At 65.2% G+C, this 15,962-nt stretch carries 8 protein-coding genes and 1 pseudogene; 4 read left to right on the top strand and 5 right to left on the bottom strand.

Annotation, left to right across the window (positions count from 1 at the left end; all coding sequences use genetic code 11):
* Nucleotides 1–42 precede the first annotated feature (42 nt).
* The 4 genes from trpS to AC56QP_RS15270 all read right to left on the bottom strand — a co-directional run bounded on the left by trpS (nucleotide 43) and on the right by AC56QP_RS15270 (nucleotide 6,578).
* The gene (gene trpS, locus AC56QP_RS15285) at nucleotides 43–1,110 is read right to left on the bottom strand and encodes a tryptophan--tRNA ligase (RefSeq protein WP_256749097.1); all 1,068 of its coding nucleotides are present in this window, start codon (nucleotides 1,108–1,110) and stop codon (nucleotides 43–45) included.
* A 117-nt stretch (nucleotides 1,111–1,227) separates the two neighbouring features.
* Nucleotides 1,228–2,835 (bottom strand): murein biosynthesis integral membrane protein MurJ, encoded by a 1,608-nt coding sequence (gene murJ / locus AC56QP_RS15280; RefSeq protein ID WP_489859153.1) that lies wholly within the window; start codon nucleotides 2,833–2,835, stop codon nucleotides 1,228–1,230.
* 46 nt (nucleotides 2,836–2,881) lie between these two features.
* On the bottom strand, nucleotides 2,882–5,683 hold the full coding sequence (locus AC56QP_RS15275; protein WP_489859154.1) for a [protein-PII] uridylyltransferase: 2,802 nt from the start codon (nucleotides 5,681–5,683) through the stop codon (nucleotides 2,882–2,884).
* 91 nt (nucleotides 5,684–5,774) lie between these two features.
* Nucleotides 5,775–6,578, bottom strand: coding sequence for a glycosyltransferase family 25 protein (locus AC56QP_RS15270; RefSeq protein ID WP_489859155.1), 804 nt, complete (start codon nucleotides 6,576–6,578; stop codon nucleotides 5,775–5,777).
* A gap of 191 nt (nucleotides 6,579–6,769) precedes the next feature.
* On the opposite strand from AC56QP_RS15270, the pseudogene AC56QP_RS15265 reads away from it, so the two are divergent.
* The 3 genes and pseudogenes from AC56QP_RS15265 (at nucleotide 6,770) to AC56QP_RS15255 (ending at nucleotide 10,648) form a co-directional block, all read left to right on the top strand.
* A pseudogene (locus AC56QP_RS15265) lies at nucleotides 6,770–9,279 on the top strand (heavy metal translocating P-type ATPase).
* A 43-nt stretch (nucleotides 9,280–9,322) separates the two neighbouring features.
* Nucleotides 9,323–9,712, top strand: coding sequence for a CopM family metallochaperone (copM, locus tag AC56QP_RS15260; protein ID WP_091580637.1), 390 nt, complete (start codon nucleotides 9,323–9,325; stop codon nucleotides 9,710–9,712).
* Nucleotides 9,713–9,802: 90 nt separating this feature from the next.
* Nucleotides 9,803–10,648 (top strand): aldo/keto reductase, encoded by an 846-nt coding sequence (locus AC56QP_RS15255; RefSeq protein WP_489859156.1) that lies wholly within the window; start codon nucleotides 9,803–9,805, stop codon nucleotides 10,646–10,648.
* Here AC56QP_RS15255 and mutS read toward each other — a convergent pair whose 3' ends face one another.
* On the bottom strand, nucleotides 10,649–13,336 hold the full coding sequence (mutS, locus tag AC56QP_RS15250) for a DNA mismatch repair protein MutS (protein WP_489863593.1): 2,688 nt from the start codon (nucleotides 13,334–13,336) through the stop codon (nucleotides 10,649–10,651).
* A 256-nt stretch (nucleotides 13,337–13,592) separates the two neighbouring features.
* Between mutS and AC56QP_RS15245 the strand changes: the two genes are divergently transcribed.
* Nucleotides 13,593–15,872 carry an NADP-dependent malic enzyme gene (locus AC56QP_RS15245; RefSeq protein WP_489859157.1) on the top strand — a complete coding sequence of 760 codons (2,280 nt, stop codon included), beginning with the start codon at nucleotides 13,593–13,595 and terminating at the stop codon, nucleotides 15,870–15,872.
* Nucleotides 15,873–15,962: the final 90 nt, after the last annotated feature.

Genomic DNA, 15,962 nt, shown 5'->3' with positions numbered 1-15,962 from the left:
CCGGCCTTGTGCCAGTGTTGGTGCGGTGCACCAACGTTGGGATCAGCCCTGCAGCAGTCCGATGATGTCGCGCACCGTCTTCATCGTCGCTTCGGCGAGCACGCCGGCGCGCTCGCCGCCGTCCTTGAGCACCGCGTCGACATAGGCGCGGTCATCGGAAATGCGGCGCATCTCGCTGGCGATCGGCGCCAGCTTTTCCACCGCCAGGTCGGCCAGCGCCGGCTTGAACACCGAAAACTGCTGGCCGGCGAATTCCTTCAGCACGTCGGCCTTCGACATCTCGGCGAGACCGGCATAGATGCCGACAAGGTTTTCCGCCTCGGGCCGGGCGGCCAGGCCGTCCAACTCGCTCGGCAACGCTTCCGGGTCGGTCTTGGCCTTGCGGATCTTCTTCGAGATGGCGTCGGCGTCGTCGGTCAGGTTGATGCGCGAAAGATCGGACGGATCCGACTTCGACATCTTCTTCGAGCCATCGCGCAGCGACATGATGCGCGCCGCCGGCCCGCCGATGACCGGTTCGGTCAGCGGGAAATAGCCATTCACCGTCTCCTCGCCGACCTGCATTTCGACACCGACGCCAAGACCGGCGATGCGCGCGGAAAAGTCGTTGTTGAATTTCTGCGCGATGTCGCGGGTCAGTTCCAGATGCTGCTTCTGGTCCTCGCCCACCGGCACGTGCGTGGCGCGGTAGAGCAGGATGTCGGCAGCCATCAGTGAGGGATAGGCGAGCAGGCCGAGCGAGGCGTTCTCGCGGTCCTTGCCGGCCTTGTCCTTGAACTGCGTCATGCGGTTCATCCAGCCGATGCGCGCCACGCAATTGAAGATCCAGGCAAGCTCGGCGTGCTGCATGACCCGCGACTGGTTGAAGACGATGTGCTTCTTCGGGTCGATGCCCGAGGCGAGGAACGCCGCGGTGATCGACCGTGTCTGGTCGGCGAGGTCTTCATAGACGAGCTGGGCTGTCAGCGAATGCAGGTCGACGACGCAGTAGATGCAGTCGGATGTGTCCTGCAGGGCGACGAATTTCTTGATGGCGCCGAGATAGTTGCCGAGGTGCAGATTGCCGGTCGGCTGGACGCCAGAGAAGACGAGTGGCTTGAAGGCGGTCATGATTGTCCTCATGGCTTGTGGAGGGCCGTTTCGCGCGCGGCGAAAGTCTTTCGACGGCGCGCTTATGGACGAACACGGCGCTCCGATCAAGACCGGCGTCGCCGTCGGTTGCCTGGCCTATTCGTCTGCTTCGGTTTTTACGGCGGGGGGTGTTCCTTTTGCCGTGCCTCGCTTGATGTTGCGCCGGATCATGCCGAAATCGGCGCCGCCGGTGACGAAGGCGCTAATGAAGTAGAGCAGCGCCCCACCGGCAACGAGCGACAGAAGCGTCGTCGCCTTGACGATCAGCGGTGAGCCGGGGCCCAGCCCGACGGCGAACCAGTGCTCGGCAAAATAGAGCGCGACCGCCATCACGATCGCCGACAGCACCAGCCGCGGAATGCGCTTCATCAGCGGCACGTCGCGGCCCCAATGACCACGCCGGATCAAGACGCCGAGCAGCATCAGCGCGTTGACCCAGCCGGCAACGGCCGAGGCAACGGCGATGCCGGGCGCGCCCATCGACGGAAACAGCGTCAGCGCCGTGGTGACGTTGACCGCCACCGAGATGGCGGCAAAGATCATCGGCGTGCGCGTATCCTCGCGGGCGAAATAGCCGGGGGTGAATGCCTTGATCAGCACGAAGGCCGGCAGGCCGAGGCCGAAGATCGCCAGGATTGCCGCCACCGTCGGCGTCGAGCCGTTGGCGGCGAACGCGCCCCGCTCGTAGACCAGCCGCACGATCGGCTCCGACATGATCCAGAGCGCGGCGGCCGCCGGCAGGGTCAGGAACAGCGTGAACTCGACCGAGCGGTTCTGCAGGTTGGCGGCCTCAATCAGATTGCCTGACTTCAGCGCCCGCGACAGTTCGGGCAACAGCACGATCGCGACCGCGACGCCGACGACGCCGAGCGGCAGCTGGTAGATGCGGTCGGCATAGGCGAGCGAGGACACCGCGCTGTTCTGCGCCGAGGCGATCGCCGTGCCGATCAGCTGGTTGATCTGGGTGATGCCGCCGGTGATCGCCGCCGGCAGCGCCAGGATCAGCAGGCGCTTGACCGCGGGCGTCATTTTCGGGCGGCGGAAGCCGATCGAGATTCCGGCATGGCGCACCGCCACCCAGACGATCGCCAGCTGCACCAGTCCGGCGGCAAGCACGCCCCAGGCCAAGCCGAACCCGACGGTGCGCGCGTCGGCCCCCTTGTACCAGGCATAGGCGAGCACGCCGATCAGGATGATGTTGAGGAACACCGGCGCCACCGCGGCGGCGAAGTAGCGACGCAGCGAATTCAGCATGCCCGCCATCATGGCGCCCAGCGACATGCAGATCAGGTAGGGGAACATGATCGTCGCCAGCGCCACCGTGGTGTCGAACTTGCCCGGCGTGCTGGCAAAACCCGGCGCCACCAGGTAACGCACGATCAACGGCATCGCCAGTTCCATGACGATGGTCAGCGCCAGCAGCGCCGTGAACAGCACGCCGAACACCTCCTCGGAGAAGCGCTTGGCGCCGTCGGTGCCGTGGGTCTCTATCTCCTTGGCGAACAGCGGCACGAAGGCGGCGTTGAAGGCGCCCTCGGCGAACAGCCGGCGAAAGGTGTTGGGGAACTGGAAGGCGGCGTTGAAGGCGTCGGCGATGGGTCCGGTGCCGAGCGCCGCCGCCATCAGCATCTCGCGGCCGAAGCCGAGCGCGCGGCTCATCAGCGTGCCGGAGGCGACCGTTGCGAATTTCTTGACGAGGCTCATAAGTCTGGGAACTGCCTGCGGGATGGGGACAAGTGGATTGTGGTCGTCACTCGGCGGCCGCCTTGGCCTTGCCGCCGCGCTCGGGCGCGATGCCTTCGAGCGTCGTCATCAGCCGGTTGCGAATGGTGGCGATGCGTGCCGGGCTGTCGATCTTCTGGCCGGTGAGATCGGTGACATAGAAGGTGTCGATGACCTTCTCGCCGAAGGTGGTGATGTGGGCCGAGGCGATGTCGAGCGACAGGTCGGACAGCGTTCCGGTGATCTCCGACAACAGCCCGGGCCGGTCCAGGCCCTCGACCTCGATGACCGAAAAACGGTTCGACAGCGTGTTGCGGATTTCCGCGCGCGGCGGGATCTTGAACACCTTGGCGCCGCGCCGTGGCTTGGTGCGCTTCTCGATCATCTCCGGCAGCCAGCTCTTGCCCGACAGCACGTCCTCGATCAGCCGGCCGACACGCTCGGCGCGCCGGCGCTCGTCCTCGTCGCGGTCGAACTCGCGGGAGATCAGGATGGTGTCCAGGGCGCGGCCATCCGAAGTGGTGAAGATCTGCGCGTCGACGATGTTGCCGCCGGCTCCGGCGCAGGCCCCGGCGACAACCGAGAGCAGGCGGGGATGGTCCTGCGCCAGCACGGTGATCTCGGTCACCGCCTCGAACTGGTGGGTCTTGACCATGGTGGCCAGCTTTTTGCCCGCCACGTCGGCTTCGCGGATGAACTCGGCATGGCGCAACTGGTCGGCGAGATCGACGGTCAGCAGGTAATTCTCATAGTGCAGGCCGACATAGCGTTTGCGCGCCTTGTCCGGCCAGTCGGCGAGCGCCTCGGCCAGACGCTCGCGCGCCGCCGCCGTCCGCTGGGCGCGCGACACTTCCGAAAACCCGCCGGTCAACAGCAGTTCGGTCTCGTAGTAGAGGGTGCGCAGCAACTGGCCCTTCCAGCCGTTCCAGACACCCGGTCCGACGCCCCTGATGTCGCACACGGTCAGGATCAAGAGCAGCTTCAGCCGCTCCACCGACTGCACGATCGAGGCGAAGTCCTCGATCGTCTTGCGGTCGTTGAGGTCGCGGGTCTGCGCCGTCATCGACATCACGAGATGATGCTCGACCAGCCACGCGACCGTTTCGGTGTCGGCGGCCGAAAGACCCATATGCGGACAGATACGGCGGGCGATTCTGGCCCCGGCCTCGGAGTGGTCCTCCGGCCTGCCCTTGGCGATGTCATGCAGGAGCACGGCGACATAAAGCGCCTCGCGGCTCTTCCTGAGCCCCGAAATCAGCGTGTGCGACAGCGGGTGGATCTTTTCGCCGTCGCCGCGCTCGATCTCCGCCAGCACGCCGATGCAGCGGATCAGATGCTCGTCCACCGTATAGTGGTGGTACATCGAGAACTGCATCATGGCGACGATCTTGCCGAAATCCGGGATCAGTCTGCCCAGCAGCCCGGCCTCGTTCATGCGCCGCAGGTTGAGTTCAGCGTTGCGATCCGAGGTCAGGATGTCGAGGAAGAGCCGGTTGGCCTCCTCGTCGCGCCGCAGCGACTTGTTGACCAGGCCGAGCGAGCGGGTCAACAGCTTCAGCGCATCGGGATGGAATTCCAGACCGTGCTTGTCGGCGAACCAGAACAACCTCAGCAGATTGACCGGATCGCGCTGGAAAACCTGGTCGTCGGCGATGTTGATGCGGTGGTTGTCGACAATGAAGTCCGACGTGCCGGCAAGCTTGCGCTTGCGCCGTGAGAAGGTGAGGAAGATGCGGTTGAAGCCCGGCACATGCTTGGCCTGCTCTTCCTCGAGCGCGGCGCAGAAGATGCGGGTCAGGTCGCCGACATCCTTGGCCACGAGGAAGTAGTGCTTCATGAAACGTTCGACCGCCGACAGCCCGGGATGGCTGGTGTAGCCCAGCCTCTCGGCGATCTCGCGCTGGATGTCGAAATGCAGCCGTTCCTCGGCCTTGCCGGTGAGGAAATGCATGTGGCAGCGCACCGCCCACAGGAAATCCTCGGCCTTCTGGAACTCCCGGTATTCGCCTTCGGTGAAGACGCCCTTGTCGACCAGCTCCTCGCCGGTGCGCACCCGGTAGAAATACTTGCCGATCCAGAACAGCGTCTGCAGGTCGCGCAGGCCACCTTTTCCATCCTTGACGTTGGGCTCGACGAGATAACGGCTTTCACCAGCCTTGGCATGGCGGTCGTCGCGTTCGGCAAGCTTGGCCTGGACATATTCGGGGCCAGTCGTGCGCACCACCTCATGGTCGAAGCGCTGCATCAGTTCGTCATAGAGCTTGCGCTCGCCCCACAGGAAACGCGCTTCGAGGATCGAGGTCCGGATGGTGATGTCGGTGCGCGACAGGCGCAGGCATTCGTCGATGTTGCGGGTGGCGTGGCCAACCTTGAGCCCGAGATCCCACAGCATGTAGAGCATGTATTCGACGGTCTGCTCACCCCACGGCGTCTGCTTGTAGGGCAGCAGGAACAACAGGTCGATGTCGGACCCCGGCGCCAGCGTGCCGCGGCCATAGCCGCCGACCGCAATAACGGCCATGCGCTCCGCCGAAGAGGGGTTCTTGACCCGATAGACATGCGTGACGGCGAAATCGTAAAGCGCCCGGATGATCTCGTCCATGAGGTGCGACAGCCGCGCCGAGCAGGCGCTGCCGCCGCCGTCGTCCCTCAGCATGCGTTCGGCAATGGCGCGCCCGTCCGCCAGCCGCCCCTTGAGAAGCTGGAGCACACCGCTGCGCGCGGCCTGTCCCGAGCCGTCCCCGGCAGTGGCCCGGGTAAGCGCGGTCATCTCGCGGCGCAAGGCTTCGCCGTCGATCAGTTCATCGAGCTTCAGGGAGATTTTCGCCATAGGTACCGGTTGGCCTTGCCTTTTGGGCGGCGTCTATAGCGCGTTTTCACGGCGCTGGGTATGGGGCCTGCGGGCAGGCGCGGCAAGCCGCCTATTCCTCCGCTTCGGGCGGATCGAGCGGGATGACCCTATATTGCCGCAGCCTGCAGAAATCGATGATCCACTCGGCGATCCGCCTGGTCTCTATCCTTATTTTCTCGGCGATCGGCTTTTTGCGCTTTACGGTCAGCCCGCTCGCGACCCATTCGGCGTCCCGTTCCTCGGAAAGCAGGCTTGGCAGCCTGTCGTCCACGAATTGGTCCTGCGCGCAGAGCGCGGGAACGAGTTGGTAGATCGTCTTGCTGCCCGAAGTCGGGAACGCCGGGTTGAAGACGAGATCGTCGGCCGCGGCGTTGGCCTGCGCGGTTGCTTCCAGGAGATCGCGTGCCATCTGCCTTGAGAGGACGTAGCCGCCGGTTCCCATATGGCTCCTGCGAAGCCTGAACACGGAAAAACCGCGACCAACGGAAGTCTTTTTCCGCTGGATCATGGTTTTGCTGAAGAATGTTTCGAGCTTGATGGCATCGGCATCGGCCGGAATCCAGCCGGTATCAGCCAGCAAGGCACCGGCTTTCGCGGAAAACACCATGTCATCCTCGAAGACGGCGCCGTAGGGGGCGTCGTCCCGCGCGATGATCGACCAACAGGCGCGATGGCTGTGCATGCAGGCGATCTCGCTGCGGGACAAGCGTCGGATGGCGTACATCGCATGCTGTGGCTGCAGCACCAGGTCGGGATGGTCACGGGCATCGATTGCGACGATTCGCTCAAAGGCGACGCCGATGCGGGCAAACTCCGCCGTGATATGGGCGAGCCGGTCTGGAGACCGATCGAGGTTGATGACCAGACATTTCATTGTCTACGGGATCGGCCGCGTTGTTGGAAGATCGGGATCTATTAGCACACGCTGCGCTACGAGATATGGGCTTTTTCTGGGCGAATCGCGCGAGCGCTACCCGAAATGCGAAAAATCAAAACAGCCCTTGACCTTCCAGTTACTGGAAGCACTACCTCCAGCATTGAGCAGAGGCATCGAGGCACTTCCAAATGGCGCATTCAGATCACGATCATCACACGCATGGCGCACAGGGCGGCTGTTGTGAGGCGAAAACCGCGGTCGGCGACACGGGCGTGGTGCGCGACCCTGTCTGCGGCATGACCGTCGATCCGGCCGCCGGCAAGCCCAGCGCCGAGCATGGCGGCCACCTCTATCATTTCTGCAGCGAAGGCTGCCGCACGAAATTTGTCGCCGAGCCGGAGAAATTCCTCACGGCCACCGACCAGGTCTGCGGCATGAGTGTCGACCGCGCCACGGCGAAGCACTTTGTCCGTCACGAAGGCCAGGGCTTCTATTTCTGCTCCGCCGGCTGCAAGGCGAAATTCGAGGCCGAGCCGCAGAAATATCTCGGCACCGGGCCGGCGCCGCAGCCAATGCCCAAGGGCACGCAATACACCTGCCCGATGCACCCCGAGATCATCCGCGACAAGCCCGGCTCCTGCCCGATCTGTGGCATGGCCCTGGAGCCGATGGGCGTGCCGACAGGCGATGAAGGGCCAAATCCCGAACTGGTTGATTTCACCAGGCGGTTCTGGGTGAGCGCGGCCCTGTCTGCCCCCTTCTGATCATGGCCATGGCGCCCATGATCGGCCTGACGTTTGGAGGCCTGGTCGAGGATCGGACAAAGGTCTGGATCGAACTGGTCCTGGCAAGTCCGGTGGTGCTTTGGGCCGCCTTCCCGTTCTTTCATCGCGGCTGGGATTCGATTCTCAACCGCAGCCCCAACATGTGGACGCTGATCTCGCTCGGTGTCGGCGCGGCCTATCTCTACAGCGTCGTCGCCACGCTGTTTCCAGATATCTTCCCGCATCAGTTTCGTGGCCATGGTGGCGCGGTGCCGGTCTATTTCGAGGCCGCCGCGGTCATCGTCGCGCTGGTCTTCCTTGGCCAGGTGCTGGAGCTGCGCGCCCGCGAAATGACCGGCTCGGCGATCCGTGCCTTGCTCGATCTCGCGCCGAAGACCGCGCGGCTGATCGCCGCCGACGGTTCGGAACGCGACGTGCCGCTCGACGCGGTCAAGGCCGGCGACCGTTTGCGCATTCGCCCCGGTGACGCCGTGCCGGTCGACGGCGCCGTTCTGGACGGCCGTTCCTCGGTCGACGAATCGATGATCACAGGCGAACCGTTGCCGGTCGAAAAGGCTGAAGGCGATGCGCTGACCGGCGGCACGCTCAACAAGAACGGCTCGCTGATCATGCGTGCCGACCGCATCGGCGCCGAGACCACGCTGGCGCGCATCGTCGAGCTCGTCGCCAAGGCGCAGCGCTCGCGTGCGCCGATCCAGGGGTTGGCCGACCGCGTGTCGTTCTACTTTGTCCCGGCCGTCGTTCTTGTCGCGCTCGTGGCCTTCGCCGCCTGGGCGATCTTCGGGCCGGAGCCCAGCCTGATCTTCGCCATTGTTTCGGCAGTGTCGGTGTTGATCATCGCCTGTCCTTGCGCGCTCGGCCTCGCCACGCCGATGTCGATCATGACCGCCACCGGGCGCGGGGCGCATGCCGGCGTGCTGATCAAGGAAGCGGCGGCGCTCGAGCGCTTTGCCTCGGTCGACACGCTGATCGTCGACAAGACCGGCACCTTGACCGAAGGCCGGCCGCGATTGACCGATGTCGTCGCCGTCGAGGGCATGGTGGAGAATGAACTGCTGGCGCTTGCCGCCGCTCTGGAGAAAGGCTCGGAGCATCCGCTTGCCGAGGCGATCGTCGAGGGGGCTGGCGCCCGTGGCTTGACGATCACTGACGCCAGCGATTTCGAGGCGGTCACCGGCAAGGGTGTTTCCGGCACCGTGTCGGGACAGAAGGTCGCGCTCGGCAACGCGGCGATGATGGCCGATCTCGGCATCGACACCGCATCCATCGCAGCCAGGACCGAGACGCTGCAGGCCGAGGGCAAGACCGTGATGTTCGTTGCCGTCGGCAAGAGGCTGGCCGGCATCGTTGTCGTCGCCGATCCGGTCAAGTCAACCACGGCCGAGGCGATCAAGGCGCTGCATGACAGCGGACTGAGGATCATCATGGCGACCGGCGACAATGAGCGCACGGCCCACGCGATCGCCAGAAGCCTCGGCATCGACGAGGTCCGCGCCGGCCTGTTGCCGGAACAGAAGGCAGCGCTCGTCGAGGAACTGCGCGCCAGGGGCGCCGGCGTCGCCATGGCGGGTGACGGCGTCAACGATGCACCGGCACTTGCCGCCGCCGATGTCGGCATCGCCATGGGCACCGGCGCCGATGTCGCTGTCGAGAGCGCCGGCATCACACTGGTCAAGGGCGACCTCAACGGCATCGTGCGGGCGCGCACGCTGGCACGGGCGACGATCGGCAACATCCGCCAGAACCTGTTCTTCGCCTTCCTCTACAACGTGCTTGGCGTGCCGGTCGCCGCCGGCGTGCTCTATCCGCTCACCGGCACGCTTCTGTCGCCGATGCTGGCCGCGGCGGCGATGAGCCTGTCCTCGGTGTCGGTGATCGCAAATGCATTGCGACTGAGAACGTTGAAACTCTGAGCAAAGCCCCCAAATACGAAATCCACCCAACAGGAGACCATGAATGACCTTGGCTAAAAAACTCGTGCTGTTGCTGATGGCGGCCGGAATGCTGCTTGCCGTCTTCCTCGAAAGTGTTCCGGCGCAGAGCGAGGAAATGAAACACGACATGGCCGGCATGGCGATGGGCGCGGACAGTCCCTCGACCGATGCCTACAAGGCGGCGATGGACAAGATGCATGGCGACATGATGATCGAATATTCCGGCAATGCCGATGTCGACTTCGTCAGGGGCATGATCCCGCATCACCAGGGTGCCATCGACATGGCCAAGGTCGAACTGGCCAACGGCAAGGACCCGGAAATCCGCAAACTGGCCGAGGCGGTCATCGCCGCGCAGGAAGCCGAGATCAAGCAGATGCAGGATTGGCTTGCCGCTCATCCCGTGAAGTGAGCCTTCCGCCGATGACGAAATCCGGGGAGAACTCTCACTGGATTTCTCGCCGGGGCTGTGATGCGATCAGGCCCCAACCGGAGCCCCGCCATGCCATCGATCATCAGAACCACCGCGCTGCCTTCCGGCGAAGCCGTCCCCATCCTCGGTCAGGGCACCTGGAAGATGGGCGAGGACGCCCGCCGTCGCGCCGATGAGGTCAACGCCCTGAGGCTCGGCCTCGACCTTGGCGTCACGCTGATCGACACCGCCGAAATGTATGCCAGTGGCGGCGCCGAGGAGGTGGTGGCCGAGGCCATTGCCGGGCGCCGCGCCGAGACTTTCCTGGTCTCAAAGGTGCTGCCGTCCAACGCCTCGCGCGCTGGCGTCCAGCGCGCCTGCGAGAACAGCCTGAAGCGCCTGCGCACCGACCGCATCGACCTTTACCTGCTGCATTGGCCGGGTAGCGTGCCGTTGACGGAGACGGTCGCGGCCTTCGAGGCTTTGAAAAAGGCCGGCAAGATCCGCCACTGGGGCGTCAGCAATTTCGATACCGACGAGATGCGGGAACTGGCATTGCTGCCGTCAGGCACCAACGTCCAGACCAACCAGGTGCTCTACAATCTGGTCCGGCGTGGCGTCGAGTTCGATCTGGCGCCCTGGAGCCGCCAGCGTGGCATTCCGCTGATGGCCTATTCGCCGGTCGAGCAGGGCGCGCTGGCGCGCAATGCCCGGCTCGACGCCGTTGCCGCCCGCCACAATGCGACGCCGGCACAAATCGCGCTTGCCTGGGTGATGCACCAGGACGGCGTCATCGCCATCCCCAAGGCCAGCAGCCAGGAGCACGTCCGCCAGAACGTCGCCGCGCTCGACATCAGGCTTGCGCCGCAGGATATTGCCGATCTCGACCGTGCCTTCCCGCCACCGACCCGCAAGCGCGGGCTGGAGATGATCTGACTATTTCCCCGCCAGGCCCTTCAGCCGGTACAGCGCTTCCAGCGCTTCCCTTGGCGTCATCTCGTCGGGATTGATGTCGCCAAGCGCCGCACCCAGCGCGTCGCTCTTCGCCGGCTTCGGCGCTTCGCGCTTCACCGCCACCGAAAACAGCGGCAGGTCGTCGACCAGCCGGTTGGTCTTGCCGGAAACCTCGCCTTCTTCCAGCTGATGCAGCACTTCCTTGGCTCGGTCGACCACCGCCTCCGGCAGCCCGGCAAGCCGCGCCACCTGCACGCCGTAGGAGCGGTCGGCGGCACCCTTGCCAACCTCATGCAGGAAGACGACGTCGTTTTCCCATTCCTTGACCCGCATGGTGACGTTGTGGAGCCGCGCCAGTTTGCCGGCCAGCGATGTCATTTCGTGGAAATGCGTGGCGAAGATCGCCCGGCAGCGGTTCTTCTCATGCAGGTATTCGACCGCCGCCCAGGCGATCGACAGGCCGTCGAAGGTGGCGGTACCGCGGCCGATCTCGTCGAGGATCACCAGCGCCCGTTCGCCGGCCTGGTTGAGGATCGCCGCTGTCTCGACCATCTCGACCATGAAGGTGGAACGGCCGCGCGCCAGATCGTCGGAGGCGCCGACGCGCGAGAACAGCCGGTCGACGACGCCGATATGGGCTGACGTCGCGGGCACGAAGGAGCCGGTCTGGGCCAGGATGGCGATCAGCGCGTTTTGCCGCAGGAAGGTCGATTTACCGCCCATGTTGGGGCCGGTCAAAAGCCAGATCGCGCCGTTTTTCGCGCTCGCCTCCGGCGACAGGTCGCAATCATTGGCGACGAACGGGCCTTCGCCGGAGCGGCGCAGTGCCTGCTCGACCACTGGATGCCGCCCGCCCGCAATCTCGAAGGCGAGGCTGGAATCCACCACCGGCCGGCACCAGGCCTCGCTTTCGGACAGAAGCGCGAGCGCCGCCGACACATCGAGCACGGCGAGCGCATCGGCGCCGGCGCGGATCTTTTCCGCTTCGCCGACCGCTTCCGCCGTCAGCGCGTCGAAGGCGGCCAGCTCGATGCTGAGCGCCCGGTCGGCGGCATTGGCGATCTTTGTCTCGAGTTCGGCGAGTTCGGTCGTGGTGAAACGCATGGCGTTGGCCATGGTCTGGCGGTGGATGAAGCGCGCCTTGGCGCCATCGCTGCCGGTCATCACCGCGTGATGGTTGGCGGTCACCTCGATGTAGTAGCCGAGCACATTGTTGTGCCGGATCTTCAGCGAGCGAATGCCGGTCTCGTCGATCAGCGAGCGCTCCAGCCCGGCGATCACTTTGCGCGATTCGTCGCGCAGCGCCCGCATCTCGTCGAGATCGGCATGGTAGCCGCCGCGCACGAAACCGCCGTCGCGCTTGAGCAGCGGCAGTTCCTCGCCAAGCGCCTGCGTCAGATGCTGGGCAAGGCCCTGGGGCAGCGCATGAATAGCGGCAAGTGCCGCCGTGAGTTCCTGGGGCAGGGCGGTCGCGGCAAAGATCTCGGCGATGGCGCCCGCCGCCTCGAAGCCGGCGCGCAGCGCGCCGAGGTCGCGCGGGCCGCCACGGTTGAGCGCCAGCCTGGACAAAGCGCGCGGCATGTCGGCGACGCTCTTCAGGCTCGACCGCACCGCCTGGCACAGCCGCGTCTCGGAACGGAAGAAGGACACCGAGTCGAGGCGCGCGCCGATCGCCGCCGGGTCGGTCAGCGGCGCCATCAGCCGGTCGGCCAGCAGCCTTGCGCCGCCGCCGGTCACCGTGCGGTCGATCGCCTTGAACAGCGAGCCCTCGCGGCTGCCAGACAGCGTACGCAGCAGTTCCAGATTGCCGCGTGTCGCCGGGTCGATGAACAGGGTCGAGCCCTGCTCCTCGCGCTCCGGCCGGGACAGCGGCGGGCGCTCGGCCTTCTGCGTCTTCTCGACATAGGCGATGGCGCCAGAGATCGCCGACAGTTCGGCGCGCGAAAAGGCGCCAAAACTGTCCGGCGTCGCCACCTCGAAGAAACGGGCGATGCGCCCGGTGGCCGAGGCCGAATCGAACAGCGAGGGCGGCTGCGGGTTGGCGACGCGGCCGAGCACGTCGAACACCGGCTTCAGCTCCGCATCGTAAAACACCGGCTCGGCGACGATCAGCTCACGCGGATCGACACGGAAGATGTCGGCCAGCAGCCGGTCGGCGGTGGTGTCGGTGACGCGGAAGGCTCCGGTCGAGATGTCGATCCAGGCCAACGCGAAGGCGTGTTCTGCTCCGCCCTTCACCCGTCCCAGCGCCATCAGGAAACTCGATTCCGACGGCGCCAGCAATTTGTCCTCGGTGATGGTGCCCGGCGTCACCAGCCGCACCACGTCGCGGCGCACCACCGATTTGCCGCCGCGTTTCTTGGCCTCGGCCGGGTCCTCGATTTGCTCGCAGACCGCCACGCGGAATCCCTGACCGATCAGCTTCTGCAGATAGTCGTCCGCCGCATGCACCGGCACGCCGCACATCGGAATGTCGTGGCCCTGGTGCTTGCCGCGCTTGGTCAAGACGATGCCCAGCGCCCGGCTCGCCTTCTCGGCGTCGTCGAAGAACAGCTCGTAGAAATCGCCCATGCGGTAGAACAGCAGCGAATCCGGATTCGCCGCCTTGATCTCGATGAACTGCTCCATCATCGGCGTGACGGCGGCAGTGGCCGTTGGCAATGACGTCATCGCCTCGGGAGCGTCGGGCTCGTTCGGGGTGTGCATGTTCATGCGCGGCACGCTAGCAGATGTGATGGCGCGGTTTAATGCCGGAGCGTCGAAAAACAGGGGACGACCGAGGCTGTCGCTTGCTTGCATTTGACCTTCGGGCTGCGATTCCCGAGCGCTGGCGGTTTACACGCGGCGGCGCGTGGTCTTAATTCGGAACGACACAAGGCACCCGCTTCAAGGAGGTGCTGCATAAGGCGAGGAAATCAAGAACATCATGGCCAGGAAAACCGAGAACAACGGTCCGTCCGTCAGCGCGCAGGAAGCGCTCGAATTCCATGCCATGGGTCGCCCCGGCAAGCTGGAGATCGTCGCCACCAAGCCGATGGCGACGCAGCGCGACCTCAGCCTCGCCTATTCGCCGGGCGTCGCCGTGCCGGTGCGCGCCATCGCCGAGGATCCCAGCCGCGCCTTCGACTACACGACGCGCGGCAATATGGTTGCCGTCATTTCCAATGGCACCGCCATCCTTGGCCTCGGCAATCTCGGCGCGCTGGCCTCCAAGCCGGTGATGGAAGGCAAGGCGGTGCTGTTCAAGCGCTTCGCCGATGTCGATTCCATCGACCTCGAGGTCGATACCGAGGATGCCGACGAGTTCATCAACTGCGTGCGCTTCCTCGGCCCCTCCTTCGGCGGCATCAACCTCGAGGACATCAAGGCGCCGGAGTGCTTCATCATCGAACAGCGCCTGCGCGAGCTGATGGACATTCCGGTCTTTCACGACGACCAGCACGGCACCGCTATCATCTCGGCCGCCGGCCTGATCAATGCGCTGGAAATCACCGGCCGCGACATGAAGACCACCAAGATGGTCTGCAACGGCGCCGGTGCCGCCGGCATTGCCTGCATCGAGTTGCTGAAGGCGATGGGCTTCGCGCCAGAAAACATCACCTTGTGCGACACCAAGGGGGTCGTCTTCCAGGGCCGCACCGAAGGCATGAACCAGTGGAAGTCGGGGCATGCGATCAAGACCGACGCGCGTTCGCTGGCCGAGGCGCTCGACGGCGCCGACGTCTTCCTCGGCCTTTCCGCCAAGGGCGCGCTGACCCCGGCCATGGTGCAGTCGATGGCCAAAAACCCGATCATCTTCGCCATGGCCAATCCCGACCCGGAGATCACGCCCGAGGAAGTGGCCGAGATCCGCACCGACGCCATCATGGCCACCGGGCGGTCGGACTATCCCAACCAGGTCAACAACGTGCTCGGCTTCCCCTACATCTTCCGTGGCGCGCTGGATGTGCGGGCCACCACCATCAATGACGACATGAAGATTGCCGCCGCCCGCGCGCTGGCAGCGCTTGCGCGCCAGGACGTGCCCGATGACGTCGCCGCCGCCTATCAGGGCAACCGGCCGAAATTCGGTCCCAACTACATCATCCCGGTGCCGTTCGACCCGCGCCTGATCTCGGCCATCCCGATCGCGGTTGCCAAGGCGGCGATGGACTCAGGCGTCGCCCGCAAGCCGATCCTCGACCTCGACCGCTACGCGCAGGAGTTGTCCGCCCGCCGCGATCCGATCGCCTCGACCCTGCAGCGCATCTACGACCGCGTCCGGCGTCAGCCCAAGCGCGTCGTCTTCGCCGAGGGCGAGGAGGAGCAGGTGATGCGCGCCGCCGTCTCCTATGTGAACCAGCGGCTCGGCACCGCCATCCTGCTCGGCCGCGACGACGTCATCAAGGAAAACGCCAAGCACGCCGGCATCGACCTCAACAAGCAAGGCATCGAGATCATCAATGCCCGGCTGTCGCGCCGCAACTCGATCTACACAGACTATCTCTACGAGCGCATGCAGCGGAAGGGCTTCCTGTTCCGCGACTGCCAGCGCCTGATCAACAACGACCGCAACCATTTCGCCGCCTGCATGGTGGCGCTGGGCGACGCCGACGGCATCGTTACCGGCGTCACCCGCAACTATTCCACCGCGCTCGACGACATCCGCCGCGTCATCGACGCCAAGCCCGGTCACCGCGTCATCGGTGTGTCGATCGTGCTGGCGCGGGGCAGAACCGTGCTCGTCGCCGACACCGCCGTGCACGACATGCCGAATGCCGAGCAGATCGCCGACATCGCCGAGGAGGCGGCCGGCTTTGCCCGCCGCATGGGCTATGAGCCGAGGCTCGCCATGCTCGCCTATTCCACCTTCGGCCATCCGCAGGGCGAGCGCTCCGAGCGCGTCCAGGAAGCCGTGCGCATCCTCGACAAGCGCCGTGTCGATTTCGAGTATGACGGCGAAATGGCCGCCGATGTCGCGCTCAACGCCCGCGCCATGGCGCAATATCCGTTCATCCGGCTGACCGGCCCGGCCAATGTGCTGATCATGCCGGCGTTCCATTCGGCCTCGATCTCGACCAAGATGCTTCAGGAACTCGGCGGCTCGACGGTGATCGGCCCGCTGCTGGTCGGCTTGAACAAGCCGGTGCAGATCGTCTCGCTCAACGCCAAGGACTCAGACATCGTCAACATGGCGGCGATCGCGGCTTATACGGCGGGGACTTGAGGAACGGTCCGTGCGGCGGACCAATAGCCAGCCAAAGCCAACGATCTGGCTTTCGACCAGGCAGCGCCCGAACGCCGTCGGACCTCAGCC

The sequence above is a fragment of the Mesorhizobium sp. RCAM 05104 genome (genome assembly GCF_059683645.1).
The sequence above is the reverse complement of the archived record's forward strand: the minus strand, read 5'-3'. Positions and strand labels throughout refer to the sequence as shown.